At 74.9% G+C, this 23,451-nt stretch carries 16 protein-coding genes; 1 reads left to right on the plus strand and 15 read right to left on the minus strand.

Annotated elements, in window-relative coordinates; translation table 11 throughout:
• The first annotated feature begins 139 nt into the window (after positions 1-139).
• Complete coding sequence (gene xylB, locus J1G43_RS15310) at positions 140-1,579, plus strand: xylulokinase (RefSeq protein ID WP_207340447.1); 1,440 nt, start codon at positions 140-142, stop codon at positions 1,577-1,579.
• 85 nt (positions 1,580-1,664) lie between these two features.
• On the opposite strand, the gene J1G43_RS15315 is transcribed toward xylB, so the two are convergent.
• The 15 genes from J1G43_RS15315 to folP all read right to left on the minus strand — a co-directional run bounded on the left by J1G43_RS15315 (position 1,665) and on the right by folP (position 23,434).
• Positions 1,665-2,012, minus strand: coding sequence for an Lsr2 family protein (locus J1G43_RS15315; RefSeq protein WP_207340446.1), 348 nt, complete (start codon positions 2,010-2,012; stop codon positions 1,665-1,667).
• Between the two features lie 83 nt (positions 2,013-2,095).
• Positions 2,096-2,257, minus strand: coding sequence for a hypothetical protein (locus J1G43_RS15320; protein ID WP_177199668.1), 162 nt, complete (start codon positions 2,255-2,257; stop codon positions 2,096-2,098).
• A 20-nt stretch (positions 2,258-2,277) separates the two neighbouring features.
• Positions 2,278-3,744, minus strand: a complete 1,467-nt coding sequence (gene lysS / locus J1G43_RS15325) for a lysine--tRNA ligase (protein ID WP_207800654.1) — start codon at positions 3,742-3,744, stop codon at positions 2,278-2,280.
• A gap of 81 nt (positions 3,745-3,825) precedes the next feature.
• Positions 3,826-4,776, minus strand: a complete 951-nt coding sequence (gene nadC, locus J1G43_RS15330; RefSeq protein WP_207340789.1) for a carboxylating nicotinate-nucleotide diphosphorylase — start codon at positions 4,774-4,776, stop codon at positions 3,826-3,828.
• A 364-nt stretch (positions 4,777-5,140) separates the two neighbouring features.
• The gene (locus tag J1G43_RS15335) at positions 5,141-8,800 is read right to left on the minus strand and encodes an endo-1,4-beta-xylanase (protein ID WP_207340445.1); all 3,660 of its coding nucleotides are present in this window, start codon (positions 8,798-8,800) and stop codon (positions 5,141-5,143) included.
• A 276-nt stretch (positions 8,801-9,076) separates the two neighbouring features.
• On the minus strand, positions 9,077-13,801 hold the full coding sequence (locus tag J1G43_RS15340) for an endo-1,4-beta-xylanase (RefSeq protein ID WP_207378775.1): 4,725 nt from the start codon (positions 13,799-13,801) through the stop codon (positions 9,077-9,079).
• Between the two features lie 149 nt (positions 13,802-13,950).
• Positions 13,951-15,669, minus strand: coding sequence for an L-aspartate oxidase (locus tag J1G43_RS15345; protein ID WP_207340443.1), 1,719 nt, complete (start codon positions 15,667-15,669; stop codon positions 13,951-13,953).
• Between the two features lie 24 nt (positions 15,670-15,693).
• A complete protein-coding gene (gene panD / locus J1G43_RS15350; RefSeq protein WP_249670758.1) occupies positions 15,694-16,164 on the minus strand; it encodes an aspartate 1-decarboxylase in 471 nt (156 codons plus the stop codon).
• A complete protein-coding gene (gene panC / locus J1G43_RS15355) occupies positions 16,161-17,141 on the minus strand; it encodes a pantoate--beta-alanine ligase (RefSeq protein ID WP_207340442.1) in 981 nt (326 codons plus the stop codon). Before panC ends, panD begins: the two co-directional genes overlap by 4 nt.
• The gene (locus J1G43_RS15360; protein WP_207340441.1) at positions 17,138-18,184 is read right to left on the minus strand and encodes a Rossmann-like and DUF2520 domain-containing protein; all 1,047 of its coding nucleotides are present in this window, start codon (positions 18,182-18,184) and stop codon (positions 17,138-17,140) included. Before J1G43_RS15360 ends, panC begins: the two co-directional genes overlap by 4 nt.
• The gene (locus J1G43_RS15365; RefSeq protein ID WP_207378776.1) at positions 18,181-19,923 is read right to left on the minus strand and encodes a PH domain-containing protein; all 1,743 of its coding nucleotides are present in this window, start codon (positions 19,921-19,923) and stop codon (positions 18,181-18,183) included. The genes J1G43_RS15360 and J1G43_RS15365 overlap by 4 nt, the downstream gene beginning before the upstream one ends.
• Positions 19,920-20,441, minus strand: coding sequence for a PH domain-containing protein (locus J1G43_RS15370; protein WP_207340439.1), 522 nt, complete (start codon positions 20,439-20,441; stop codon positions 19,920-19,922). Before J1G43_RS15370 ends, J1G43_RS15365 begins: the two co-directional genes overlap by 4 nt.
• Before the next feature lie 46 nt (positions 20,442-20,487).
• Positions 20,488-20,982, minus strand: a complete 495-nt coding sequence (locus J1G43_RS15375) for a DUF3180 domain-containing protein (RefSeq protein ID WP_207340438.1) — start codon at positions 20,980-20,982, stop codon at positions 20,488-20,490.
• Entirely contained in the window at positions 20,979-22,586 is a 1,608-nt protein-coding gene (gene folK, locus J1G43_RS15380; protein WP_307859623.1) for a 2-amino-4-hydroxy-6-hydroxymethyldihydropteridine diphosphokinase, read from the minus strand. The genes J1G43_RS15375 and folK overlap by 4 nt, the downstream gene beginning before the upstream one ends.
• On the minus strand, positions 22,583-23,434 hold the full coding sequence (gene folP / locus J1G43_RS15385) for a dihydropteroate synthase (protein WP_207340786.1): 852 nt from the start codon (positions 23,432-23,434) through the stop codon (positions 22,583-22,585). Before folP ends, folK begins: the two co-directional genes overlap by 4 nt.
• Between the last annotated feature and the right edge of the window lie 17 nt (positions 23,435-23,451).

Genomic DNA, 23,451 nt, shown 5'->3' on the forward strand with positions numbered 1-23,451 from the left:
TCACCTGACGCCCGGGGAGCCTCGCGCTCCCCGGGCGTCGCCCGTCCCCGGCCCCGACGTCCGATCGGGCCGCGGGACGTCACCCCTCGGACACCCAGCGCCCGGCAGGCCGGGCACCCTCGGCAAGGGAGCACACGCGATGACGCTCGTGGCAGGTGTGGACTCGTCCACACAGTCGTGCAAGGTGGTCGTGCGCGACGCGCAGACCGGTGAGCTGGTCCGGCAGGGCCGCGCCAGGCACCCGGAAGGCACCGAGGTGCACCCGCACCACTGGTGGGACGCCCTGCAGGCGGCCATCGCGGACGCGGGCGGCCTCGACGACGTCGAGGCGATCTCGGTCGGCGGGCAGCAGCACGGCATGGTCGTGCTCGACGCCGACGGCGAGGTGATCCGCGAGGCGCTGCTGTGGAACGACACGCGCTCGGCGCAGGCCGCGGTCGACCTCATCGCCGAGCTCGGCGACGGTGACCCCGCCGCCGGGGCGCAGGCGTGGGCCGACGCGGTCGGCTCGGTGCCCGTCGCGTCGCTGACGATCACCAAGCTGCGCTGGCTGCGCGACAACGAGCCGGAGAACGCCGCACGCGTCGCGGCCGTGGCGCTCCCCCACGACTGGCTGACCTGGAAGCTCGCGGGCGGCATGGCGGAGGTCGGGTTCGACGGGCTGGTCACGGACCGGTCCGACGCGTCGGGCACCGGCTACTGGTCGCCGATCACGGAGGACTACCGCCCCGACCTGCTCGAGATGGCCCTGGGCAGCGTGCCGCGCCTGCCGCGCGTGCTCGCGGCCAACGAGGCCGGCCCCGTCGCCCCCATGTTCGAGAAGAAGCCCGTCCTGGGCCCGGGCGCCGGCGACAACGCCGCGGCCGCCCTCGCGCTCGGCCTGCTGCCGGGTGACGTCGCGGTGTCCCTCGGGACGTCGGGCGTGGTCTCGGCCATCTCCGCCGCGCCCATCGCCGACGGCACCGGCCTGGTCACCGGGTTCGCGGACGCGACCGGCTCCTACCTGCCGCTCGCGGTGACGCTCAACGCGTCGCGCGTGCTCGACGCGGCCTGCCGGATGCTCGGCGTCGACCACCCGGGACTGTCGGAGCTCGCGCTGTCCGCCCCCGCGGGCGCCGACGGCCTCGTGCACATCCCCTACCTCGAGGGCGAGCGCACCCCGAACAAGCCGCTGTCCACCGGCGCCCTGCACGGCATGCGCCTGGCCAACACGACGCCCGCGCACGTCGCGCGCGCGGCTGTCGAGGGCATGCTCTGCTCGCTCGCCGACGGCATCGACGCGATGCGCGCCGTGGGCGTCCCGGTGGAGCGCGTCTTCCTCATCGGCGGCGGTGCGCAGTCCGAGGCCGTGCGACGGATCATCCCGTCGATCATGGGCGTGGACGTGCAGGTGCCGACGCCCGGCGAGTACGTGGCCGACGGCGCCGCCCGCCAGGCGGCCTGGGTGCTGTCCGGGCAGGACGCTCCCCCGGCGTGGTCCGCGTCGTCCGGCGCCGAGGTCATGACCGGCGAGCCCACGCCGGTCGTGCGCGAGCAGTACGCGGCCGCCCGCGACCTGACGGTCGACCGCCCGGCCTGACCGCGACGACGAAGGGGCCGGCACCTCGCGGTGCCGGCCCCTTCGTCATGCGTCACGCCCCCCGACGTGACGCGCCCGACGACGCTCAGTGGGCGTCGTCGTAGGCCTTCTTGACCTCGGCGGAGATGCGACCCCGCTCCGAGACCTGGTAGCCGTTGGCCTTGGCCCACTCGCGGATCTCCTGGGCCTCGTTCGACCGCGCGGTGCGCGACGAGGAGGTGGCCGAGGAACGAGCCGTCGAACGGCCGGCCGAGCGACCGCTCACCTTGCGCGCGTTCCCGACCCACTGCGCGAGCGCGTCGCGCAGCTTGGCGGCGTTGTCGGACGTGAGGTCGATCTCGTACGTCACTCCGTCGAGACCGAACGTGACCGTCTCGTCCGCCGTCCCGCCGTCGACGTCGTCGACCAGCAGGACCTGCACCTTCTGTGCCATGGAATGCTCCCGGGCATGGGGAAATTGCTGACGGGATCACTGTCCCACCCGGGATTGTTCGCGTCAAACCCCGGAGCACATTCTCAGGATCCCGTACCGGGCCCTTCGTTCTCCGCCTCCATGCGGGCAACCGCCTGCCGCTCGGAACGGTCCGCGTTGACGATCGCACGCATCGCGAACCAGAAGATCAGGCCCACACCCACCGACGGCAGCAACGCCGCCAGAACTGCACCCCAGCCGTTCACAGGTTCTCCTTCACGCAGGCTCAGGCCTGCGGCTTCACGAGCGGGAAGACGATGGTGTCGCGGATGCCGTGCCCGGTCATGGCGATCAGGAGGCGGTCGATGCCCATCCCCATGCCGCCCGACGGGGGCATGGCGTGCTCCATCGCGGCGAGGAAGTCCTCGTCGATCCGCATCGCGTCGTCGTCGCCCTTGGCGGCCAGCAGGGCCTGCGCCTCGAAGCGCTCGCGCTGCACGACCGGGTCGACCAGCTCGGAGTAGGCGGTGGCCAGCTCCATGCCGCGCACGTACAGGTCCCACTTCTCCACCAGGCCGCGCTCGGTGCGGTGGTCGCGCGTCAGCGGGGACGTCTCGACCGGGAAGTCCCGCACGAACGTGGGCGCCCAGAGGGTCGAGCCGACGTGGTGCTCCCAGAGCTCCTCGACCATCTTGCCGTGGTTGCGCTGGGCGGGCGCCAGCTCGACGTCGGCGGCGTCCAGCAGGGCCAGCAGGCGCTCGTCGGACGTGTCGTGCGTGATCTCCTCGCCCAGGGCCTCGGAGAGCGAGCCGTACATCGTCAGGGAGGTCCACTGCCCGCCCAGGTCGTACTCGGTGCCGTCGGCCAGCGTCACGACGGTCGTGCCGAGCGCGTCCCGCGCGGCGGTCTGCACCAGGTCCTGCGTGAGCGCCGCCATGGTGTCGTAGTCGCCGTAGGCCTCGTACGCCTCGAGCATCGCGAACTCCGGGGAGTGCGTCGAGTCAACGCCTTCGTTACGGAAGTTCCGATTGATCTCGAAGACCTTCTCGACGCCGCCGACGGCCGCCCTCTTGAGGAACAGCTCGGGTGCGATGCGCAGGTAGAGATCCATGTCGAAAGCATTCATATGCGTCTCGAACTGCCGCGCCGCCGCACCTTCCGGGCGCACCTGGAGCATCGGCGTCTCGAGCTCGAGGAATCCGCGGCGATAGAAGTTCTCGCGCAGCGACCGCACGACGGCCGAACGCAGCCGCACCATCTCGCGCGCGCCGGGACGGACGATCAGGTCGACATAACGCTGACGGACCCGCGCCTCCTCGGACATCTCCGTGCCCTCGTACAGGTTCGGCAGCGGGCGGATGGACTTGGCTGCCATGCGCCACTCGTCCGCCATCACGCTCAGCTCACCGCGGCGCGAGGCGATCACGCGGCCGTGGACGAAGACGTGGTCACCCAGGTCGACGTCGGCCTTGAACGCCGCGAGCGCCTCGGCACCGACCTCCTTCTCGCTGAGCATCGCCTGCAGGCGCGTGCCCGCACCGTCCTGCAGCGTGGCGAACGCGAGCCTGCCCGTGTTGCGCAGGAACACGACCCGCCCGGCGACGCCGACGACGTCGTCCGTCTCGGTGCCCGGCTCGAGGTCCGGGTGGCCCTCGCGGACCTCGGCGATGGTGTGCGTGCGCGGCACCGAGACCGGGTAGGGGGCGACACCCTGCTCGATCAGCCGCTCGCGCTTGGCCCGCCGCACCCGCATCTGCTCGGGGACGTCGTCCACGGGGGTCTCGACGACAGGCGTCGCGGGGGTGGGTTCGGTGCGTGCGCTCACCCGATGATTCTAGGGGCGGGACACGGGCGCACCGGCGGCCGGCAGGCCCTGCGTGGCCACGGTCACGGACCGGGGGTCCAGGTCGAGCGCGACGTCGAGGACGGGCGACGAGTGGGTGAGCGCGCCCACGGACAGGTAGTCCACGCCGGTGAGCGCGACCTCCCGCGCCCGGTCGAGCGTGAGGTTGCCCGTGGCCTCGAGGTCGACGTGCCCGACGCCGGCCGTGCGCGCCCGGACCGCCGCGACCGTGGCCGTCAGCGTCGCGGTGTCCATGTTGTCGAGCAGCAGGAAGTCGGCGCCGGCGTCCAGGGCCTCGTCGGCCTGCTCGGGCCGGTCCACCTCGACCTGCACCGCCACGTCGGGGAACCGCTCGCGCACCGCGCGCACGGCCCGGGCCACGGACCCGGCGGCCACCACGTGGTTGTCCTTGACCATCGCCACGTCGTACAGCCCCATGCGCTTGTTGGTGCCGCCGCCGCAGCGCACGGCGTACTTCTCCAGCGCCCGCAGACCGGGCGTGGTCTTGCGGGTGTCGAGCACCTGCGCACCCGTCCCCGTCAGCGCCTGCGTCCAGCGGTACGTGTGGGTCGCGACGCCCGAGGCCCGCGACACGAGGTTGAGCAGCGTGCGCTCCGCGACGAGCAGCACGTGCGTCGGGCCCTCGACGGTCGCCAGGACCGTGCCCGCGTCGACCACGGTGCCGTCGTGGACGTGCCACGTGACGGTCGCCCGCGGCAGACCCAGCCGGTCGGCGACCTGGTCGAGCACCTCCGGCACGACGACGAGCCCGGCGATCGCGCCGGCGTCCCGCGCGACCACGTCCGCACGGCCCCGGGCCTGCGGGTCCACGGTGGCCTGCGTGGTGACGTCGCGGCCGGGAGCGGGGCCGAGGTCCTCGTCGAGCGCGACGGCCACCAGCCGGGTGACGGCCAGCGGCTCCGGCCCGGGGTCGCCGGGCAGGGCGGCGCCGGCACGGTCCGTCGGCGCGTCGGACGGGGACGCCCCCTCGGTCGCCGGGCGGTGCGGGGCGGGGGTCGCGTCGGACTCGTCGACGAGCGGGCGGGCGTCGGTCACGGGCGCCACCGTAGCGGCGCACCGCGCCCGCCGGGCGGACGTCCGCCGCGGCGCGCTCCGGGCACGGCGGAGCCCCGCCGGCTGTCGGGGGGGATCAGCCGGCGGGGCTCCGGGTGGCCGGGGTGAGGTGACGTGTCACCCCGGCCCGCTGCTGCGGGTCAGCGCCGCAGCAGCGTCTGGCGTGCCCCGGGGTGGCGCCACGACCAGCACCACACCCGGGGGGACGTCCGCGCGCGGACGCGTGGGACGGTCATCGCCAGACGATCACGGGCACGGTCGCGCTGCGCGTCGTGCCCGCCTCGTTGGAGAGCTCGACCGTGTAGCGGTGCACACCCCGCTTCCTGCCCTCGAGCAGGGTGCCCGCGTGCTGCGCGTTGCGACCGTTCGGGGACAGCGCCTGGGTGTCGACCAGGACGCCGTCCTCGTACAGCCGGTACGTGGTGGCGTTCGTGCCCCACCACATGTGCATCGACACGGTGTAGGTGCCGTTGCCGTCCCAGTTGTCGTGCAGGACGACCGGCACGCCGGGCTTCGCGGCGACGACCTTGACCGTGATCGCCCGGCTCGTCGTGGAGCCGTGCTGGTTGGTCGCGACGACCTCGTAGCGGTAGGTGCCGTCGACCCGGCCGGTCACCTCGAACGGCACGATCTGCGCGCCGGGGGTCGCGTCGACGACCCGCTTCGTGGCGATGTCCACGCCGTTCTCCCGCAGCGTCAGCGTGTGGGCGTTCTGCCCCCACCACATCGACGACAGCACGGTGAACGTCCCGTCCTTGTCCCAGTTGTCGTGGGACAGCACGGGCGCCGTCGGCACCCCGGTCGCCGGGCCCGGGGCGGGCTCGGCTGCGACGAACCGGCCGACGCCCCAGTGGGCGGTCGACTGGTAGCCCTGGTTCGTCGCGTCGGCCCAGTTGGTGGTGCCGATGCGGGCGCCGCCCGCGGCGTCGTTGACCTGGAAGTCCAGGCCGTGCACCGAGTCCTCGATGCCGAGGTCGAGCATGTCGATCGCGACCTCGACGACGTAGCCGGTCTCCGTGCGCGCCGTCGCCGACGTCACGCGCTCCACCTGGGTGGCGGGCCCGTTGCCGAACGAGACGGCGTTGTCGGCGTTGATGCGCAGCTGCATGTCCGTCGGCAGGTAGGTGCCGTTCTTGGCGTTGCCGGCGTCGACGTAGATCTCGACCGAGTCCTGCTCCCAGGGCTGGGTCGCGGTCAGGTCGATGTCCGGGTCCGTGACCTCCATGAGGACGAACAGCCGGTCCGTGTCCCACAGCGTGCGGACCTCGGCCGTGGCCGTGGCCGTCCCGGAGACCTGCTTGCCGGTGACGACCGCCGACAGCCCCTGCCAGGCGTCGTCGACGGCACCGTCGATGACGGGCACCTCGCCCGTGGCGGACGGCACCTCGAGGTACGACAGCTCCTCGAGGAGCGCGAGGATCCCGGTCGCCCCGGGCTCCGTCCAGCCCGCACCGCCGTCGACGACGACGTTGAACCGCACGGAGCTGCCCTCGGTCGCGTCGTCGAGGGGCAGGTGGATGACCGCGGTCCAGCCGCCGTCCGTCTCGGACACCACGCCCGGGACGTCACCCGAGCCGTCGCGGGCGAACGCGTACGTCTCGTCCCCGACCTGCAGCTCGACGCCGGGGGCGTCGCCCGCGACCTCCAGCAGCACGGTGAGCGTGGTCGGAGACCAGCGCAGCTGGAACGACCCGCTCTCGCCCTCCTCGCCCAGCAGGTGCGGCTGCAGCTGCAGCCACTCGACGGCCGTCAGCGCGTCGTCGTCCAGCGGCACCTCGCCGCGGAACACGTCCGCCGTCCGGATGGGCGCGGGCAGGTCCTGCCCGGCCGCGCCGTAGTACGCCGGCTTGCCGGTCAGCGTGTCGTCGAACAGCAACGGCGCGCCGTTGTCGTTGACCCAGCTGCGGCTGTCGTAGAGCCCCCACACCGTGACCGAGAACAGCGAGTCCGCCTTCTCGCGGAACAGGTCGAACGCGTCGCGGTAGTAGTAGCCCTGCTCGATGAGCTTGGCGTCGGTGACCGGCGTACCGGTGGCGACGTCGAGCTCGGTGACGGCCTGCAGGACGGGCAGCGCCTCGAACCGCTCGATGGCGGCCCGCAGGTCGGCGATCGGCCGCGTCAGGCTGACGTGGAACTGGTGCCCCACGCCGTCCAGCGGGACGCCGCGGTCGAGCAGCCGCTCGACGAGCGCGAAGTACCGGCCCTGCTTGCCCGTCTCCTCGGTGTTGTAGTCGTTGATGAAGAGCTTGACCGGCCGGTCCGAGCCCGGCGCGGCGTACGTCTCGTTGAACGCCTCGTCGGCGTACCGGAACGCCAGGTCGATGAACTGCTCGCCCAGGATGTTGAACCACGCCGAGCGACGCAGGCCGTCGGGGTTGTCGGCGCCGTCGGCCACGACCTCGTTGACGACGTCCCACGCGACCAGCGGGTTCGTGTCCGACCCGAAGTCCCCGTACTCGTCGTGCAGCGCCTTCGCGACGGCGAAGACGTGGGTCTCCAGGCGCTCCCGCAGGATCTCCTGGTCCTCGGGGCTCGACGTGAGCGGCTCACCGTCGTCGTCGAAGAAGAACCAGCCGGGGTTCCCGGGCGTCCCCGTGGCGGGGTCCGGGTCCGTCTGGCCGGGGTTCTGGCTGTGCCAGACGAGCACGTGCCCGTAGACGCGCAGGTCGTTCTCCACGGCGTGGTCCATGATCGCGGTGGCCTGCGGCGCGATCCCGAACGTGCGGTCCGCGGCGTACCAGGCGTACGGCTTCATGTGGTTCTCGGCCGTGACCTGGTCGAAGTGCCGCGTGAGGAGGTCGCTCTGCGCGCCGCGGGTCTCCCGGTCGTCGATCGCGACGCCCAGGGGGAACGGCACGGTGTCCTGCAGGGGCGTCAGGTCCTCGACCGCCACCGTCGGGCTCGTGATCGAGACGTCGTCGACGAGGAACGTCGAGGTGTTGCCGGCGTTGTCGTTGTCCCAGGCCGTCTCGAGGTAGATCTCCGCGGCCGTCTCGAACGCCGGCAGCGAGAAGCTCCCGGTCACGAGCGTCCAGTCCTCGGTGACACCGGTGATGGACACGAGGTTGGAGTAGGTGCTGGTCCCGCCGGTCTCGGTGCGGGCGCTGAGCGTCATCGCACCGGGCTCGCCGTCGAACCGGATCCACGCCGAGAACTGGTACGGCGCACCGGCGGACAGGACGTCGGTGACGTCGTACTGCACGCCCTGGCCCTGGTGGACACGGTCGGACACGCGCAGGGCGCGGTCCGACTCGTGCCCGCCGGACTCCGTGACGGTCACGGTCGGGGGCCCGTCGCCGGTGGCGCGCGGCGCCCAGCCGCTCAGGGAGCCGTCCTCGAAGTCGAACGACAGGTCGGTGCCGTCGCCCGGGGGCGGCGTCGCCTCGAACGGGGGCCCGGTGACGACGACGTCGTCGACGAGGAAGCTCGTGGTCTCGCCCGCGGCCTCGAAGTACAGGTCACCGGCGGTCACGCCGGCGGCGCGGGTGTAGGTGCCGGCGACCTCGACCCACTCGTCGTCGGTGACCGCCACGTCGGGCGTCACGCCGGTCCACGCCTCGGGCGTCTCGGCCACGGTCGCCTTGACCGTGGTGTCCGCCTCGCCGGGCGCGAGCTTGACCCAGGCCGACACCTGGTACGTGCCGCCGCTCGCGAACAGGGAGGTGATGGAGGTCGACGCGCCGTGCCAGTTGGCGGTGCGGCCGGAGACGAGCATGCTCGCGTCCCCGGTGCGGGCGTCGTCGGTGGTCCGGGCGGCCGTCGCGGCGCCGCGTCCGGTCCAGGGCGACACGCTCTCCTCGAACGTGCTGCTGAGCACCTCGTCGGCCACTGCCGCACCGGCGGCCGAGCCGAGCCCGATGAGTGGGGCGGCGACGAGGGCAGTCGCTGCCACCCCGGCCCCGATAGTTTCGAGCACCGATCGGTGCCTGGTCGGACTCATTGACGCTCCCTTGCGCGCAGAAGTCTGGTATGGCCTAGCCACCGTACGCGGCAAACTGGTCAGACGACCAGCCTTCGGCGGAATCGGGCGGCAGATGGTTGCAGAATCGAGACCGAAACTTTCCACCGCGTCGCCCCTTCGAGTGAGGCGCACCGGGTCCGGGCACGACGAAGCCCCGCCACCCGGCCCTCGAGGGTCGGGTGGCGGGGCTCCGCCCAGCCGGGTCCGTCAGCCGCGCGTGGGGCGCGCGACCTCCCGCCCGAGCCGGTCGCGGCGCCGCACCACGAGCAGCACCGAACCGGTCGCCACGGCGAGCAGACCCATCAGGCCGAGGCCCAGCCCGGTCCCGGTGGTCGCCAGGGTGCCGCCCGCGGGGCGTGTCGCCGGGGTCCCGGGCACCGCAGCCCCGGGGGTCACGGGCACCGCACCGTCGGTCGGTGCCGCGAGGACCGTCAGGACCCCCTCCGCCAGCACGACCGACCCCACGCTCGCCACGAGACGGTAGGTCCCCGCCGCCGTCGTCCGCGGGACCGTGACCGTGAGGGACGCGCTGCCGTCCCGGCCGACCACGACCGAGCCGAGCACCGTGGTGCCCGCGTCGAGCGCGACCGTCACCGTGTCACCGGCGGGGAACCCGGCCAGGTCCACCGTCACCGTGCCGCCCGCCGTGACCGCCGGCAGGGACAGCTCCAGCGCCGGACCGTCCTGGACCGGCGGCGTGGCCGCGCCCACCAGCTGCGCGACGCCCCACCGCTGCGGCGTCAGGTGCGCCCGGCCCGTCGGGTCGGCCCACGTGCGCACCGAGGTGCGTCGACCGCCCGACCCGTCGTTGACCTGGAGGTCCAGGCCGTGGAACGTCCCGGGACCGCTGTACTGGTCGAGCAGGCCCACGGCCGCCTCGACGCGGTACCCCGTCGCCGTCTCCGCGACCTCGGACACCACGCGCGCCGCCTGGAAGGGCTCGTCGCCGGTGCCGAACGTGACGTCGCCGTCCGCGTCGATGCGCACCTGCATGTCGTCGTACCGGTACGAGGCGTTCTTGACGTTGCCCGCGTCGAGGAAGATCTCGACCGAGTCCCGCTCGTACGGGTTGCTCGACGACGTGTCGGGCGTCGCGTCGACCACGTCGGCCAGGACGTAGAGCGTCGAGCCCCGCCACAGGGTCCGGACGGTGGCCGTGGCCCCCGGCGTGCCCTCGACCTGCGTGCCCGTCGAGACGCTCGTCGCCGAGGCCCAGACGTCGTCCACGTCACCGTCGACCACCGGCGCCGCAGCAGCCTCCACGACCTCGACCGTCGACAGCGGCTCGACCAGCGACAGCACGCCCAGCACGCCCGGGGTGTTCCACCCGACGACGTCGGACCCGTCGACGACCCGCAGGTCGAAGTCGACCGTGCCGCCCTCGGTCCCCGCGACCGGGACCCGGACCACGGCGGTCCAGCCGTCGGCCGTCGCGGTCACGACACCCGGCACGTCGCCGGTGCCCGTGCGGGAGAACCCGTAGGTCGTCCCGCCGACCTGCAGCTCGAGCGCGTCGAACCGGTCCTGGACCCGCACGTGCACGGTCAGGTGGTCGGGCGCCCAGCGGGCCTGGAAGCGGGCCGCGCCGTCGACGTCGTGCAGGGGCAGCTGCGACCACATGACGTGCGACGTCGCGCCGGCGTCCAGGGCCACGTCACCGGCGAACACGGTGCCGCTGCGGATCCGGGCCGGCAGACGGCCGTCCATGATCCCGTGGTACGCGGGCTTGGCCTGCATGCCCTCGTCGAACACCAGCGGCGCACCGCTGCTGTAGCGCCACGAGCGCGTGTCGTACAGGCCCCACACCGTGACCGAGAACAGCTGGTCCGCGTACCGCCGGAACGCGCGGAACGCGTCGCGGTAGTAGTAGCCCTGCTCGACGAGCAGGGCCTCGGTCAGCGGGGTCCCGGTCGTGACGTCGAGCTCCGTGACCGCCTGCTGCAGCCCCAGGTCGGAGAACCGCTCGAGCGTGTCGCCGAGGGCCGTCACCGGCAGGGACAGCGAGACGTGGAACTGGTGACCCACGCCGTCGATCGGGACACCCCGGTCGACCAGGCGCTCGACCAGGTCGTGGTAGCGGTCCTGCTTGCCCGGCAGCTCGCTGTTGTAGTCGTTGATGAACAGCGTGACGGGGCGTGACGTGCCGGGTGCGGCGTAGGTGCCGTTGAAGGCCTCGTCGGCGAACCGGAACGCGTCGTCGAGGAAGCCCTCGCCCAGGTACGTGTACCAGCTCGACGTCCGCAGCCCGCCCGACGACGCCGCGGCGTCGTCGGAGACGACCTCGTTGGCGACGTCCCACGCGACGAGCGGGTTGGTCGACGAGCCGAACTTCCCGTACCTCGTCGCCATGTGCTTCGCGATCGCGTCGATGTGCGTGCGCATGTTCTCGCGCACGATCTCCGCGCTCGCCGCGTTCACGGGCAGCGGTTTGCCGGCGTCGTCCTGGAAGAACCAGGCCGGCGTCTGCGCGTGCCAGACCAGCACGTGCCCGTAGACCCGCAGGTCCTGCGCCGCGGCGAAGTCCATGAGGGCGTCGGCGTCGGCGCTGGGGACGAACTCCCGCCCCACGTACCACGCCTCCGGCTTCATCGAGTTCTCGGCCGTGACCTGCGAGAAGTGCCGGGTCAGCAGCTGCGCGGCGGACCGGAAGGTCTCCCGCGAGTCGCCGGCCACGCCGAACGGCACGTCGATCGCGCCCTGCAGCGACGGCAGGTCCTGGACGACCGGGTCGGGACGCTGGGTGAACCGGAGGTCGTCGAGCAGGAACGTGGAGGTGTTGCCCGCGGCACCACCGGCCCACGCGGTCTCGAAGTACACCTCGGCCGCCGTCGTGTAGCTCGGCATCGTGAACGTGCCGGTGACCTCGACCCAGTCGGTCGACATGCCCGGGAACGCGACCAGGTTCGGGTACGACGACGACCCGGCAGTCTCGACGTGGGCGCTCAGGCTGACGTCGCCCGGGGTGCCCTCGAACTTGATCCACGCGGAGACGTCGTAGGTCGCGCCCGGCTCGAAGATGCCCGCGACCGTGTGCTGCAGGCCCTGGCCCTGGCTCACGCGGTCCGAGACCCGTGCCGCGTACTGCGAGTCACGGCCCGGCGAGACGACCGCGACCGTGGGCGCGCCGCTGCCGTTGTCACGGCCCGACCAGCCCTGCAGCGTGCTGTCCTCGAAGTCCGCGTCGATGCTGCGCGACGGGACCCACGAGCCGTCCGCACCACCGGTGGGCAGGGTGAACACCCACCCCGCGGCGAGCCGCTCGGCGATCACGGTCCTCGCGGCCGCGACCGAGCCGGCCCGGTCGCCACCGCCGTCGTGCACCAGGACGACCTGGCCGTCCCGCATGCTCGTCCGCAGGTTCGCGGTCAGGGTGGCCACGTCCTGGGTCTCCCAGTCCGCGATGGTGCTGGTCACCGCGAGCGGCTGCATGCCGAGCGCGACCGCCACCGCGGCCGTCTGGCCCCACGACCCGTTGGGGGCACGGAAGTACGGCACCGGCGCGTCCGGGTCGCCCAGCGCGCCGCGGATGATGGCGAGGTTCGCCTTGAGGTCGGTCTCGACGTCCGCCTTGCTCCACCCACCCATGTCCGCGTACCCCGTGCCGTGGTTGCACAGGGTGTGCCCCTCCGCCACGATCCGCCGCAGCAGGTCCGCGCCGCCCGGCGCCTGGACGTTCTGCCCGATGACGCAGAAGGTCGCGACGACGTCGTTCGCGGCGAGGAAGTCCAGCAGCTCGCCGGTCGCGGCACCGTTGGGGCCGTCGTCGAAGGTCAGCGCGGCCGTGGCCGTCGCACCGGCGGCGGGACGCGCCGCGACGACGGGCGTGGTCGTCGGGCCGACCGCACCGCCGAGGACGAAGCCCTCGAGGTCCGGCACCCAGCCGTCGCCGGGAGCGGCGGCGACGGGCGGCCCCACGATGGTGATGTCGTCCACGAGGAAGCTCGCGGTCGCGTCCGCGGCCTCGAGGTAGAGGTCACCGGTGACCCCGGCCGGGCGCTGCCACGTGCCCTCGAGCAGGACCCAGGCGGCGTCGGTGACCTCGACCGCCGGCGCCACCGTGGGGTAGGTGCTCGCGCTGTCGGCCACGGTCATCTTGACGGTCGTCGGCGCCGTGCCCGCGACGAGCCGGACCCAGGCGGAGAACGTGTACGTGCCGCCCTCGGCCAGCAGGGTGTTGATGGACGTCTGCGCGCCGTGCCAGTTCTGCGTCCGGCCCGCGACGAGCATGGCGCCGTTGCCGGTGCGTGCCGTCGTGGTCGCGGCGGCGGTGCCGCCGCGGCCGGCCCAGGGCGCGATCCCGGACTCGAAGTCGGAGCTCAGGACGGTGACCGGCGCGGGCGGGTCGACCGGCGCCGGACCGCTCGCGGCACGACTGACGACGACGTCGTCGAGGAGGAAGGCCGGCCACGGAGCCGCGCCACCGACCTCCAGGGTGACCTTCGACTTCGCCGGCACCGAGCGGGCCGGCAGCGTGTACGTCCCGGTGACCGTCGTCCAGGCGTCGGCCGTGACCGGGGTGTCGCCCACCCACGTGTAGACCGCGTCGGCGTCCGCCCCGCCGTTGAAGCCGGTGAAGTGCGCCGCCGTCGGCGCCGAGCCCGCAGGAAGCCTGACGCGGGCGCTGAACGTGTACTCCGTGCCCGCCTCGAGCACCCCCTCGGCGCTGGACACCGCGTCCCACCCGTTCGCGCGGCCCGAGACGCTCAGCGCGAGCCCCGCGCCCTCCGCGACGTAGCCGAACGTCGGGTTGCCGCTCTGCTGCAGCTGACCCAACGTGCCGTCGTCGAAGTTCGCCGAGACGACCACCACGGGTGGCGCGGCGGCACTCGCCGAGGACAGGGACGTGCCGATCATGGGCGCGACGACGAGAGCGGCGACAGCCGCCGTGACACCGATACTTTCGAACGCCTTTCGGCGCAGCCTGCTTCGCATGACGCTCCCTTGCGCAACCGCGGCACGCCCAGAACATGGGGCGCAGGCGCTCAGTGTGGGAGCGGGGCACGCCGGCCAACAGACCTGGTCACCCGTTCAGATGCGGCCCCACCGATGGAAACTTTCGGCCTGGGAGCGTGGTCATCGGACTATCCGACGGGGGTACGCCCGGTCTGCACGCTTCCGTCCGGTACGGACTTCACCCAGAGCCGCTGCCGCCAGCCGTCCACCGTCGAGGGATGGTCCGCCCGCGCGTGCCCGCCCCGGGACTCCTCGCGGACCAGCGCCGCGAGCGCCAGCACGGTCGCCACCTGGTGCACGTTCGTCGTCTCCCACTCCGCGAGCTGGGGCTCGCCCAGGCGCCGGCCGTCGTGGCGACGCTCGTGCGCGTCCGCCGGGATCGCCGCCAGCGTGGCCAGCGCCCGCCGCAGCCCCTCGCCCGAGCGCAGCACGCCCGGGCCGTCGGTCGCGGCGCGCTGCACCCGCGCGCGAGAGGCCGCCGCGACCAGCGCCTCGGCCCCCGGCCGCGGGACCGGCTCGACGCGCGGCAGGAACCCGCCGTCGATGCGCGCCGCGACGTCCCGCGCCGCGCGGTGCGCGAACACCAGGCCCTCCAGCAGCGAGTTCGACGCCAGCCGGTTGGCGCCGTGCACGCCCGTGCACGCCACCTCCCCCACCGCGTACAGGCCGGTCAGCGACGACCGCCCGTCGAGGTCCGTGACCACGCCGCCCGAGTGGTAGTGCTGCGCCGGCGCCACCGGCACCAGGTCGGTGGCCGGGTCGATGCCGTGCTCCGCCAGGCGCTCGTGGATCGTCGGGAACCGCCGACGCAGGAAGTCCGCCCCCAGGTGCCGCGCGTCGAGCCACACGTGGTCCGAGCCCGTCGCCGCCAGCCGCCGCACGATGGCGTGCGCGACGACGTCCCGCGGCGCGAGCTCGGCCAGCGGGTGCACGTCGGGCATGAACCGCACGCCGTCGGTGTCCAGCAGCAGGGCCCCCTCGCCCCGCACGGCCTCGCTGACCAGGGTCAGCTGGCCCTTCACACCCGCGCCCAGCCACAGCACCGTCGGGTGGAACTGCACGAACTCGAGGTCCCCCAGCACGGCGCCGGCGCGCAGGGCCGCGGCGATGCCGTCGCCCGTCGCCTGCGCCGGGTTGGTCGACGAGCGGTACACCTGCCCGATCCCGCCGGTGGCGAGCACCACCGCGGGCGCGAGCGCCGCACCGACCCCGTCGCGCGAGCCCTCGCCGATGACGTGCAGCGTCACCCCGGCGACCGCGCCGGGCGCGCCGTCGGGGCCCGGCGCACCGGTCAGCACGTCCAGCACCAGGGCGTGCTCGATGACCTCGATGCCCGGGTCGTCGCGCACGGCCTCGATCTGCGCCACCAGGGCACGGGAGATCTCGGCACCCGTCGCGTCGCCGCCCGCGTGCGCGATGCGGTCCGTCAGGTGCCCGCCCTCGCGCGTCAGGCTGATCGCACCGTCCGGCGTGGTGTCGAACACCGCGCCCCTGGCCACCAGCTCGCGCACCCGGCGGGGCCCCTCGGTGACCAGCGTCTCGACCGCGCGCGGGTCGCACAGCCCGACGCCCGCGACGAGCGTGTCCTGCAGGTGCGCCGCCGGGGAGTCCTCCGGGTGGAGCGCCGCGGCGACCCCGCCCTGCGCCCACACCGTCGACCCGGACGACAGCAGCCCCTTGGTGACCAGCAGCACCCGGCCCACCCGCGAGCGCAGCTCGAGCGCCGCCGTCAGGCCCGCGATCCCGGAGCCCACCACGACCGCGTCCGCCTGGACGGTCCAGCCCGGGTCCGGCGCCGCGAGACGCGTGGCGAGGCGGACGGACGGCAGGTCGGGCAGCACGGGCACGCAGCGGACACTAGCGCGGCAGGGTCAGCCCACCGCGCCGTCGACCGCCTCCCGGCCGCGCGCCAGCGGCAGGCCCGACGCGACGAGGCCCGTCCGCGCCGTCCACTCCTCCGGCACCTGGCCCGGGTCGTCGCCCGTGTCGACGATGCGGTTGTCCGCGTCGACGAGCACGACGTGCGGGGTGTACGTGCGCGCCTCCGCGTCGGACATCGTGCCGTAGGCGATGACGATGACGACGTCACCCGGGTGGACCAGGTGGGCGGCGGCGCCGTTGACGCACACCTGCCCACCGCCGGGCTCGCCCGCGATCGCGTAGGTGGTCAGGCGCGCGCCGTTGGTCACGTCGACGACGTCGACCTGCTGACCGGGCAGGACGTCCGCCGCCGCGAGCAGGTCCGCGTCGATCGTGATGGAGCCGACGTAGTGCAGGTCGGCGGCCGTGACCGTGGCGCGGTGCACCTTGCCGGTCATCATCGTGCGCTGCAGCGTGGTCACGCGGCACCCCCGGTCGTGCGGCCCGTCGCGTCGGAGCCCCGGCCCGCGCCGGCCAGGCCGGTGCGCAGCGTCAGCGGGGCGTTGTCGATCAGCCGCGTGCTCCCCACCCGCGCGGCCAGCAGCAGCAGCGCCTCGTCGGTGCGGGCGTCGGCCGGCGCGAAGGTCCCAGCGTCGACGAGCGCCACGTAGTCCACCGCGTCGTCGTCGGACAACCGCTCGTCGAGCACGGCACGAGCAGCCGCGACGACCTCGTCCGCGCCCTGCCCGCCGTCCGCGGCGCGACGCCCGGCGGACAGCGCCGCCGACAGGCCCAGGGCACGCTCGCGCTCGTCGGCCGTCAGGTACGCGTTGCGGCTCGAGCGGGCCAGACCGTCGGGCTCGCGCACCGTCGGGTGCACGGCGACGACGACCGGCACGTCGAGGTCCTCGACCATCCGTCGCACCGCGACCACCTGCTGCGCGTCCTTCTGGCCGAACACGGCCACGTCCGGCTGCGTCAGGTGCATCAGCTTGAGCACCACCGTGAGCACACCGTCGAGGTGGCCGGGGCGCGAGGCGCCCTCGAGGACGTCGCCGACACGACCCGCGGTCACGCGGACCGTCGGGTCCCCGTCCGGGTAGACGACGTCGACCGTCGGGGCGAACACCACGTCCTGCGGGCGCAGCAGACCGGGGCCCGACAGCAGCCGCAGGTCCCGCTCCAGGTCGCGCGGGTACCGGGCCAGGTCCTCCGTGGGGCCGAACTGCAGCGGGTTGACGAAGATCGTCACCACGACGACCTCCGCCAGTGAGCGGGCGTGCTCGACGAGCGCCAGGTGCCCCTCGTGCAGCGCCCCCATGGTCATGACCACGGCGCGCCGGTAGCGGCGCCGGCCGGTGTCCGACTCGGGCCGCGGCAGCGTGGCGGCGTCCTGCGCGGCCAGCGCCGCGGCGAGGCCGTCGCGGTCGCGCACCAGCGCGGGGTGGGTGGTGCTCATGCGTCCTCCTGCGGCGGGGTGCCGCCGTCGTCGTCCGGTCCTGGCGCGCGGGGGTGTCCCGGCGGCGGTGCTCCGTGGTCGTCCTCCTGCAACGCCGGGGGCGCCGGGATGATGCCCGCGAGCGCGTCGAGCACGCGCTGCGCTGCGTCGGGGCCGACCAGCCCGGCGCTGAGCGCCCGCGCCGCCGCGGCCCGCGACAGCGCACCGTAACCCGTCAGCACGTCGACCGCACCGCTGGTGGTGCCGAGCTCGGCGAGCACCGCGACGTGGTCGGCCACCGTGCCGGCGTCCCCGCGCCGCACCGGGCCGGTGAGCGCGCTCACCGCACCCGGACCGGTGTCCCCGGCGGCGTCCTCCGCCCGCAGCGCCCCGTCGAGCGCCGCCTCCAGCAGGGGACGCAGCACGCGACCGGGATCCGCCACGCCCGCCGCCCGCAGCACCTGGGCCGCCTGGGCCACCAGCACCACCAGGTGGTTCGCACCGTGCGCGAGCCCTGCGTGGTAGAGCGGGCGCCGGTCCTCGTCGACGACCACCGGCTCCCCACCGATCTCGACGACGAGCGCCTGGCCGATCGGCAGCACGGGCCCGGGCGCGGTCACCGCGAACGCGCAGCCCGCCAGCCGGGCCAGGTCGAGGGACGTCCCCGTGAAGGTCATCGCGGGGTGCAGTGCCAGCGGGATCACGCCGGCGGCGCGGGCGGGCGCGAGCACGGCCGTGCCGAAGCGCCCCGACGTGTGCACGGCGATCTGCCCCACCTGCCACGCGCCCGTGTCCGCCAGGCCCTGGACCAGCGGCGCGAGCGCGTCGTCGGGCACGGCCAGCAGCACCAGCTCGGCGCGGCGCACCACCTCGGGCACCTCCAGCACCGGCACGCCCGGCAGCAGCATCGCGGCACGCTCGCGCGACGCCTCGGACACCGCGGAGACCCCGACCACCGGGTGGCCCGCACCGCGCAGCGCACTGCCCAGGACGGCGCCCACGCGCCCGGCGCCCACGACGCCCACACCCAGGCGGCCCGGACGCGACGCCGGGTCGGCGGTCACGGTCGGCCCCCGTCGTCGGCGACGGGCTCGGCCGGCGTGGGGCGGACGGACGCCACGACCGTCGGGTCGGGTGCCGTCGCGGTGGCTGCCGTCGGGGCCGGGGGCGGTGCCGTCGGTCCCGTGGGCGTCGGGGTCGGGGCCGTCGGCGCGGGTGCCGCGTCGACCACCGGCGGCTGCGGAGGCTGCGCGCCGGCGACGTCGCCGCCCGTCCCCAGGTCCGCCGCGGCCGTCCGCATCCACAGCTCGGGTCCGGCGACGGCCCGGGCCTCGCGGGCGCGGCGCGCCTGCTCCTGCAGCAGCTCCGCGGCGACGTGCTCGTCCAGGTGCTCGACCTGCGGCGTGACGGGTCCGGGAGTCGAGTGGGTGACGAACGTGGCGAGCCGCAGGCGCCGCTGCACCGGGCCCTGGGTGAGCGCGATGCTCTGCGTGCGCTCGTGCGGCACGACAACCACCGAGCGCCACCACCGGCCCGACCGCATGACCAGGGCGGTGCGTGTCACCAGGACCCCGTGCCGGCGCCGGCTCAGCGGGTCGACCCAGCGCGCGCGGTACGGGGCGGGCGTGAACCCGCCGTCGTCGTCGCGGCCCGTCAGGGCGGCGTCGAGCGTCGCCAGCGGGTCGTCGACGCCCAGGTCCGGCAGCACCAGCCACAGCGCGACCGCGGCCTCCGCCCGCGTGGCGACGGGGTGCAGCACGGACTCGGTCATCGACTCGGCGCCGTAGCCCGCGACGTTGATCTCGACCTTCCACCAGTCGGCGCCGCGCCAGAACGGCCCCTGGCTGAGGCGCACGGCCTGCACGCGTCCCGGCGGCACGGTCTGGGTACGGGTCTCGGTCAGCCCGTGCCGCAGCCGGATCCCGTCGGGGGACACGGCCGCGCGGAACGTCGCGGCGGCGTTGAGCCGCCCCCACACGTAGCCGCCCACGCCGATGACGCCGGGCAGGACGACGAACAGCATGCCCACGTCCCCCACCGTGACGCTGGCGGCGACCGACGCCACGAACACGACCAGCAGGGCCCACGGCGGCCCCGAGCGCAGGATCGACCGGATGAGCCGGGGCATGGGCAGCTCGTACACCTGCCGCTCGGGCGCGGCCTCGTACACGCGCACACCCGGGCTCCCGGCTGCCGCGCCCGCGACGTCGGGCACCGCGCCCGCCGCCCCGTCGACCGCGGTACCGGCGTCCGGGTCGCCCGCGGGCCCGGGCACCACCCGCGTCGGCCCGACGCCGGCGGCGAGCGCGAGGATCTGGGCGCGCAGCGACTCCGCCTCGGCCTCCCGCAGGAAGGCCAGCTGCACGGCGGAGCCCGTGCCGCCGGCGACCTCGAGGTTGAGCTGGGCGAGTCCCAGCAGCCGCGCGAGCAGCGGCTGCACCATGTCGACGGCCTGCAACCGGTCCAGGCGCGCCTGGCGCTGCTGGCGGAACAGCAGTCCCGTGCGCAGGTGCACGGCCGTGTCGGTGACGGCGTAGCGCATGACCCGCCACGCCAGCGCGGAGTACACGAAACCGACGAGCCCGACGAGCACGACGGCACCGAGCACGACGAGCCACGCGCGGCCCGGGCCGAGCGCCCCGACCACGTCGCGCAGCACGTCGGCCATCTGGTAGCCGACGATCGCGACGAACGCCACCAGCGCCTTCCACCCGCGCAGCGCCGGTGTCACGGGGTGCAGGCGTCGCCAGTCGTACCCCTCCTCCCCCGCGGACTCGGGCACGGGGTGCAGCGCGGTGCTCACAGCCCCGCCAGCCGGGCCTCACCGCGGGACGCGAGCCGGTCGCGCAGCCGCGCGGCCTCGGCCGGCGGCAGACCCGGGATGGTCGCGTCGGTGCCGGGGGCGGCGGTGTGCAGCTGCACGGTCGCGATGCCGAACCGGCGGGCGAGTGGACCGGACGTCACGTCGACGTACTGCATGCGCCCGTACGGCACCACGACGAGCGAGCGCAGCAGGATGCCCCGGCGGATCAGCAGGTCGTCGGCGCGTTCGGCGTACCCCACCGCGCGGACCTGACGCGGCACGAGCAGCGCGCCCCACACCAGCAGGACGACCACGAGCGCGGGCACCGCCCACAGCCACGGCACGCCGACCAGCGCCGCGAGCAGCACCGTCGGGACGAGCAGCACGACGGCCCAGATCCCGAGGACCACGAGGCGCGCGGTCGCCAGGCGCGTCGACACCGCCGTCCACTCGACGTCGTGCAGGTCGAACGGGTCGGTGTCGCCCGCCGCGGCAGCCGGTTCCGGGGTGGTGGTCATGGGGTCCATCCTCCCGCACGGCACCGGGTGCCCGGGTGCGGGCGGGTCAGCCCGCCGAGGGGTCGGGCTCGGTGCGGCGGCGCACGGCCGGCTCCTCGGCGTCCGGCGGCGGGATCCGGCACCAGTGCTCGACGACGAGCCCCACGACGGCGAGCACGACCGCCCCGACCACGGCGACACCGGCGGACCCGGCCCGCGCCGAGTTGCCGGGCACGTCGGCGTCGGTGAGCAGGGACAGAGCCTGCCCGCCGTACCAGCCGGTCAGCAGCGCCCCGGTGTAGCACGACGCCTTGGCGAGCACCGCGGTGCGGGCCGCACGCACGGGGTCCAGCAGCGGTCGCCTGCCCCGCTGGTACTGCCGCACCGCCCAGCCCATCGACAGCACGACACCGGCGATCACCAGCTCCACGGCGACCACGAGCCACGGGACGTCAGGCGGGGTGGCCGCACCGCGGCCGACCGTCATCCGCATGGCCCACCACGTGACGGCCGTGACCCCGGCCGCCAGCAGGACGAGCGTGCGCACCCGGGTCGCGGTCACGGTCGGTGCGTCCCCTCCGGACCGGCGGCGTCCGGCTCGGGGATGGCCGCCGGCACAGGCGCCGTCAGCCAGTCGAGGGCCATCCAGCGCACGCCGTCGCGGTCGGGTGCGGTCGCGGCGAGCTGTGCCACGGGCCCGCCGCCGAGCCCGGGCAGCACCGCCTCCGGGTCGACCTGCGCCCACGGCTCGAGGACGAACGCGCGCTCGTGCGCGCGGGGGTGCGGCAGCTCGAGGTCGTCGGTCACGGCCAGGGTGTCGCCGTACACGATGATGTCGACGTCCAGGGTGCGCGGGCCCCAGCGCTCGGCGCGCTCGCGTCCGTGCGCGTTCTCCACCGCGTGCACGGCGCGCAGCAGCTCGCGCGCGGCCAGCGTGGTGCGGGCCAGCACGACGGCGTTGAGGTAGTCCGGCTGCTCGGGGCCGATCGCGGCGGTCCGGGCCAGCGGGGACACGGCGACGACCTCGACGCCCGGCGTCGCCGCGAGGTCGGCGACCGCCCGCCGCAGGGTGTCCTGCGCGGGGCCGAGGTTCGCCCCCAGCGCGAGCACCGTCCGCACGGGGTGACCCGGCGGCTCGTCGAGCGCGTCCTGCACGATCTCGCCCTCGACGACGTCCGTGACCGGGTCCATGAGCTGCGTCGCACCGAGATCCGGGCCGGGGCCGCCCTCGTGGCGGTCGTGGACCGGCCACTCGGGCCGGGGTGCGGCGGGCGCGGCCGCGTACGCGTCCACCCGCGCGGCGTAGGCCGGGTCGACGGGCGCCCCGCCGGCACGCTCCGCACCGTGCGACGGCGAGGCGGCGACGGCGGCACCCACCGCGGGCAGCACCCCGGTCGGGACCGCACCGGTCGGCGCCGGCCCGACGCGGACCGCACCGCCGTCGGGACCGCCGTCGTGCGCGGGACGCGAGGTGTCGGGCGCGGGCGGACCCGCCGCGGGCGCCCCGGCAGGCGGTGACGGCGGCCCGGGGACCGTGGCCGCACCGGACGCGGGCGTGACCGGTGCCGCCGGCGCCGCGTGCGCGACGAGCGGCGGCAGCGGGGCGGCGGCGGGCAGCGGGGCTGCGGCGGGCAGCGGGGCGGCGGCCGGCAGCGGGTCCGGGGCGGCGGCCCCCAGCGGCAGCGACGCCGTGCGCGGTCGCGACGCGTCGGTGGACCGGCGCACCTGCCCGGTCGCGGGGCGGTACGGCTCGGCGGCCGGGAGCTTGCTGCGGTCGCGCCGGATCGAGACCACGACGTCGTCGAACGGCACCGTGATCGGTGCCTCGGGCTTGTGCACGGCCACGTCGACGGCGTGCACGCCCGGCCGTGCGAGCACGGTCGCCGCGATCCGCTCGGCCAGGGTCTCCACCAGGTCGACCGGCTCCCCGGTGAGCACGGCCACGACCTGCTCGGCCAGCTCCCCGTAGTGCACGGTGTGCGCCAGGTCGTCACCGGCCGCGGCGCGACGCGTGTCCACGTGCACGACGACGTCGGCGACGAACGTCTGCCCGTCGCGCCGCTCGTGCGGGAACACCCCGTGGTACCCCGTGGCGCGGATGCCCGTCAGCCGGATCTGGTCCAGCCGGCGCCCGCCCTCGTCCTGCACGTCGTCCTGCACGTTCACCGCGCTCCTTCCCGTGCGGCACCCGTCGTCGCGTGCCGTGCCGTCGTGTCACCCTGCGCGTCCCGCCAGCGTGCGGCCACCCGCACCGCTGCCGCGGACGCCGCCACCTCGTGCACCCGGACCGCCCAGGCCCCCGCCGCGGCGGCCAGCGCCGTGACGGCCGCGGTCGCGTCGTCGCGGGCCTCCGGCGCGGCGGGCGTGCCGTCGGGCCCGGCCAGGAGGTGCCCGAGGAACCGCTTGCGGCTGGCGCCCACCAGCACCGGGTAGCCGTCGGCCACCAGGTCCGGCAGGTGGGCCAGCAGCGGCCAGTTGCTCTCGCCCGTCTTCGCGAACCCGAGGCCCGGGTCCAGCACGACCTGCTCGTCGCGCACCCCCGCCGCGTGCAGCGCGGCCACGCGCTGCGCGAGCTCGCGCCGCACGTCGCCCACGACGTCGTCGTAGACGTCGTGCGCGTCCATCACGTCCGCGTGGCCCCGCCAGTGCATCGCGACGTACGCCGCACCGGTGCGGGCGACGACGTCCGCCATGGCGGGGTCCGCCATGCCGCCCGACACGTCGTTGACCAGCACCGCACCGCGCTCCACGGCCCGCTCGGCCACGACGGCGCGGGTGGTGTCCACGCTCACCGCGGCACCGTGCGCGACCAGCCGCTCGACCACCGGGAGCACACGCGCGAGCTCCTCGTCGACCGGGACCCGGGCCGCGCCGGGGCGCGTCGACTCGCCCCCGACGTCGAGCAGGTCGGCACCCTGCGACAGCAGCACCACCCCGCGCTCGACCGCGGCGTCCGCGTCGAACCAGCGCCCGCCGTCGGAGAACGAGTCGGGGGTGACGTTGACGACCCCCATGACCAGGGTGCGGCCGG

The organism is Cellulomonas sp. zg-ZUI22, assembly GCF_017353535.1.
GTDB classification, from domain to species: domain Bacteria; phylum Actinomycetota; class Actinomycetes; order Actinomycetales; family Cellulomonadaceae; genus Cellulomonas; species Cellulomonas wangleii.

Coding starts and splice junctions, on each gene's coding strand:
- J1G43_RS15315 (WP_207340446.1), bottom strand. CDS start 2,012: ATGGCACAGAAGGTGCAGGTCCTGCTGGTCGACGACGTCGACGGCGGG.
- J1G43_RS15370 (WP_207340439.1), bottom strand. CDS start 20,441: ATGACCACCACCCCGGAACCGGCTGCCGCGGCGGGCGACACCGACCCG.
- panC (WP_207340442.1), bottom strand. CDS start 17,141: ATGAGCACCACCCACCCCGCGCTGGTGCGCGACCGCGACGGCCTCGCC.
- lysS (WP_207800654.1), bottom strand. CDS start 3,744: ATGCGGGTGCGGCGGGCCAAGCGCGAGCGGCTGATCGAGCAGGGTGTC.
- J1G43_RS15340 (WP_207378775.1), bottom strand. CDS start 13,801: ATGCGAAGCAGGCTGCGCCGAAAGGCGTTCGAAAGTATCGGTGTCACG.
- folP (WP_207340786.1), bottom strand. CDS start 23,434: ATGGGGGTCGTCAACGTCACCCCCGACTCGTTCTCCGACGGCGGGCGC.
- xylB (WP_207340447.1), top strand. CDS start 140: ATGACGCTCGTGGCAGGTGTGGACTCGTCCACACAGTCGTGCAAGGTG.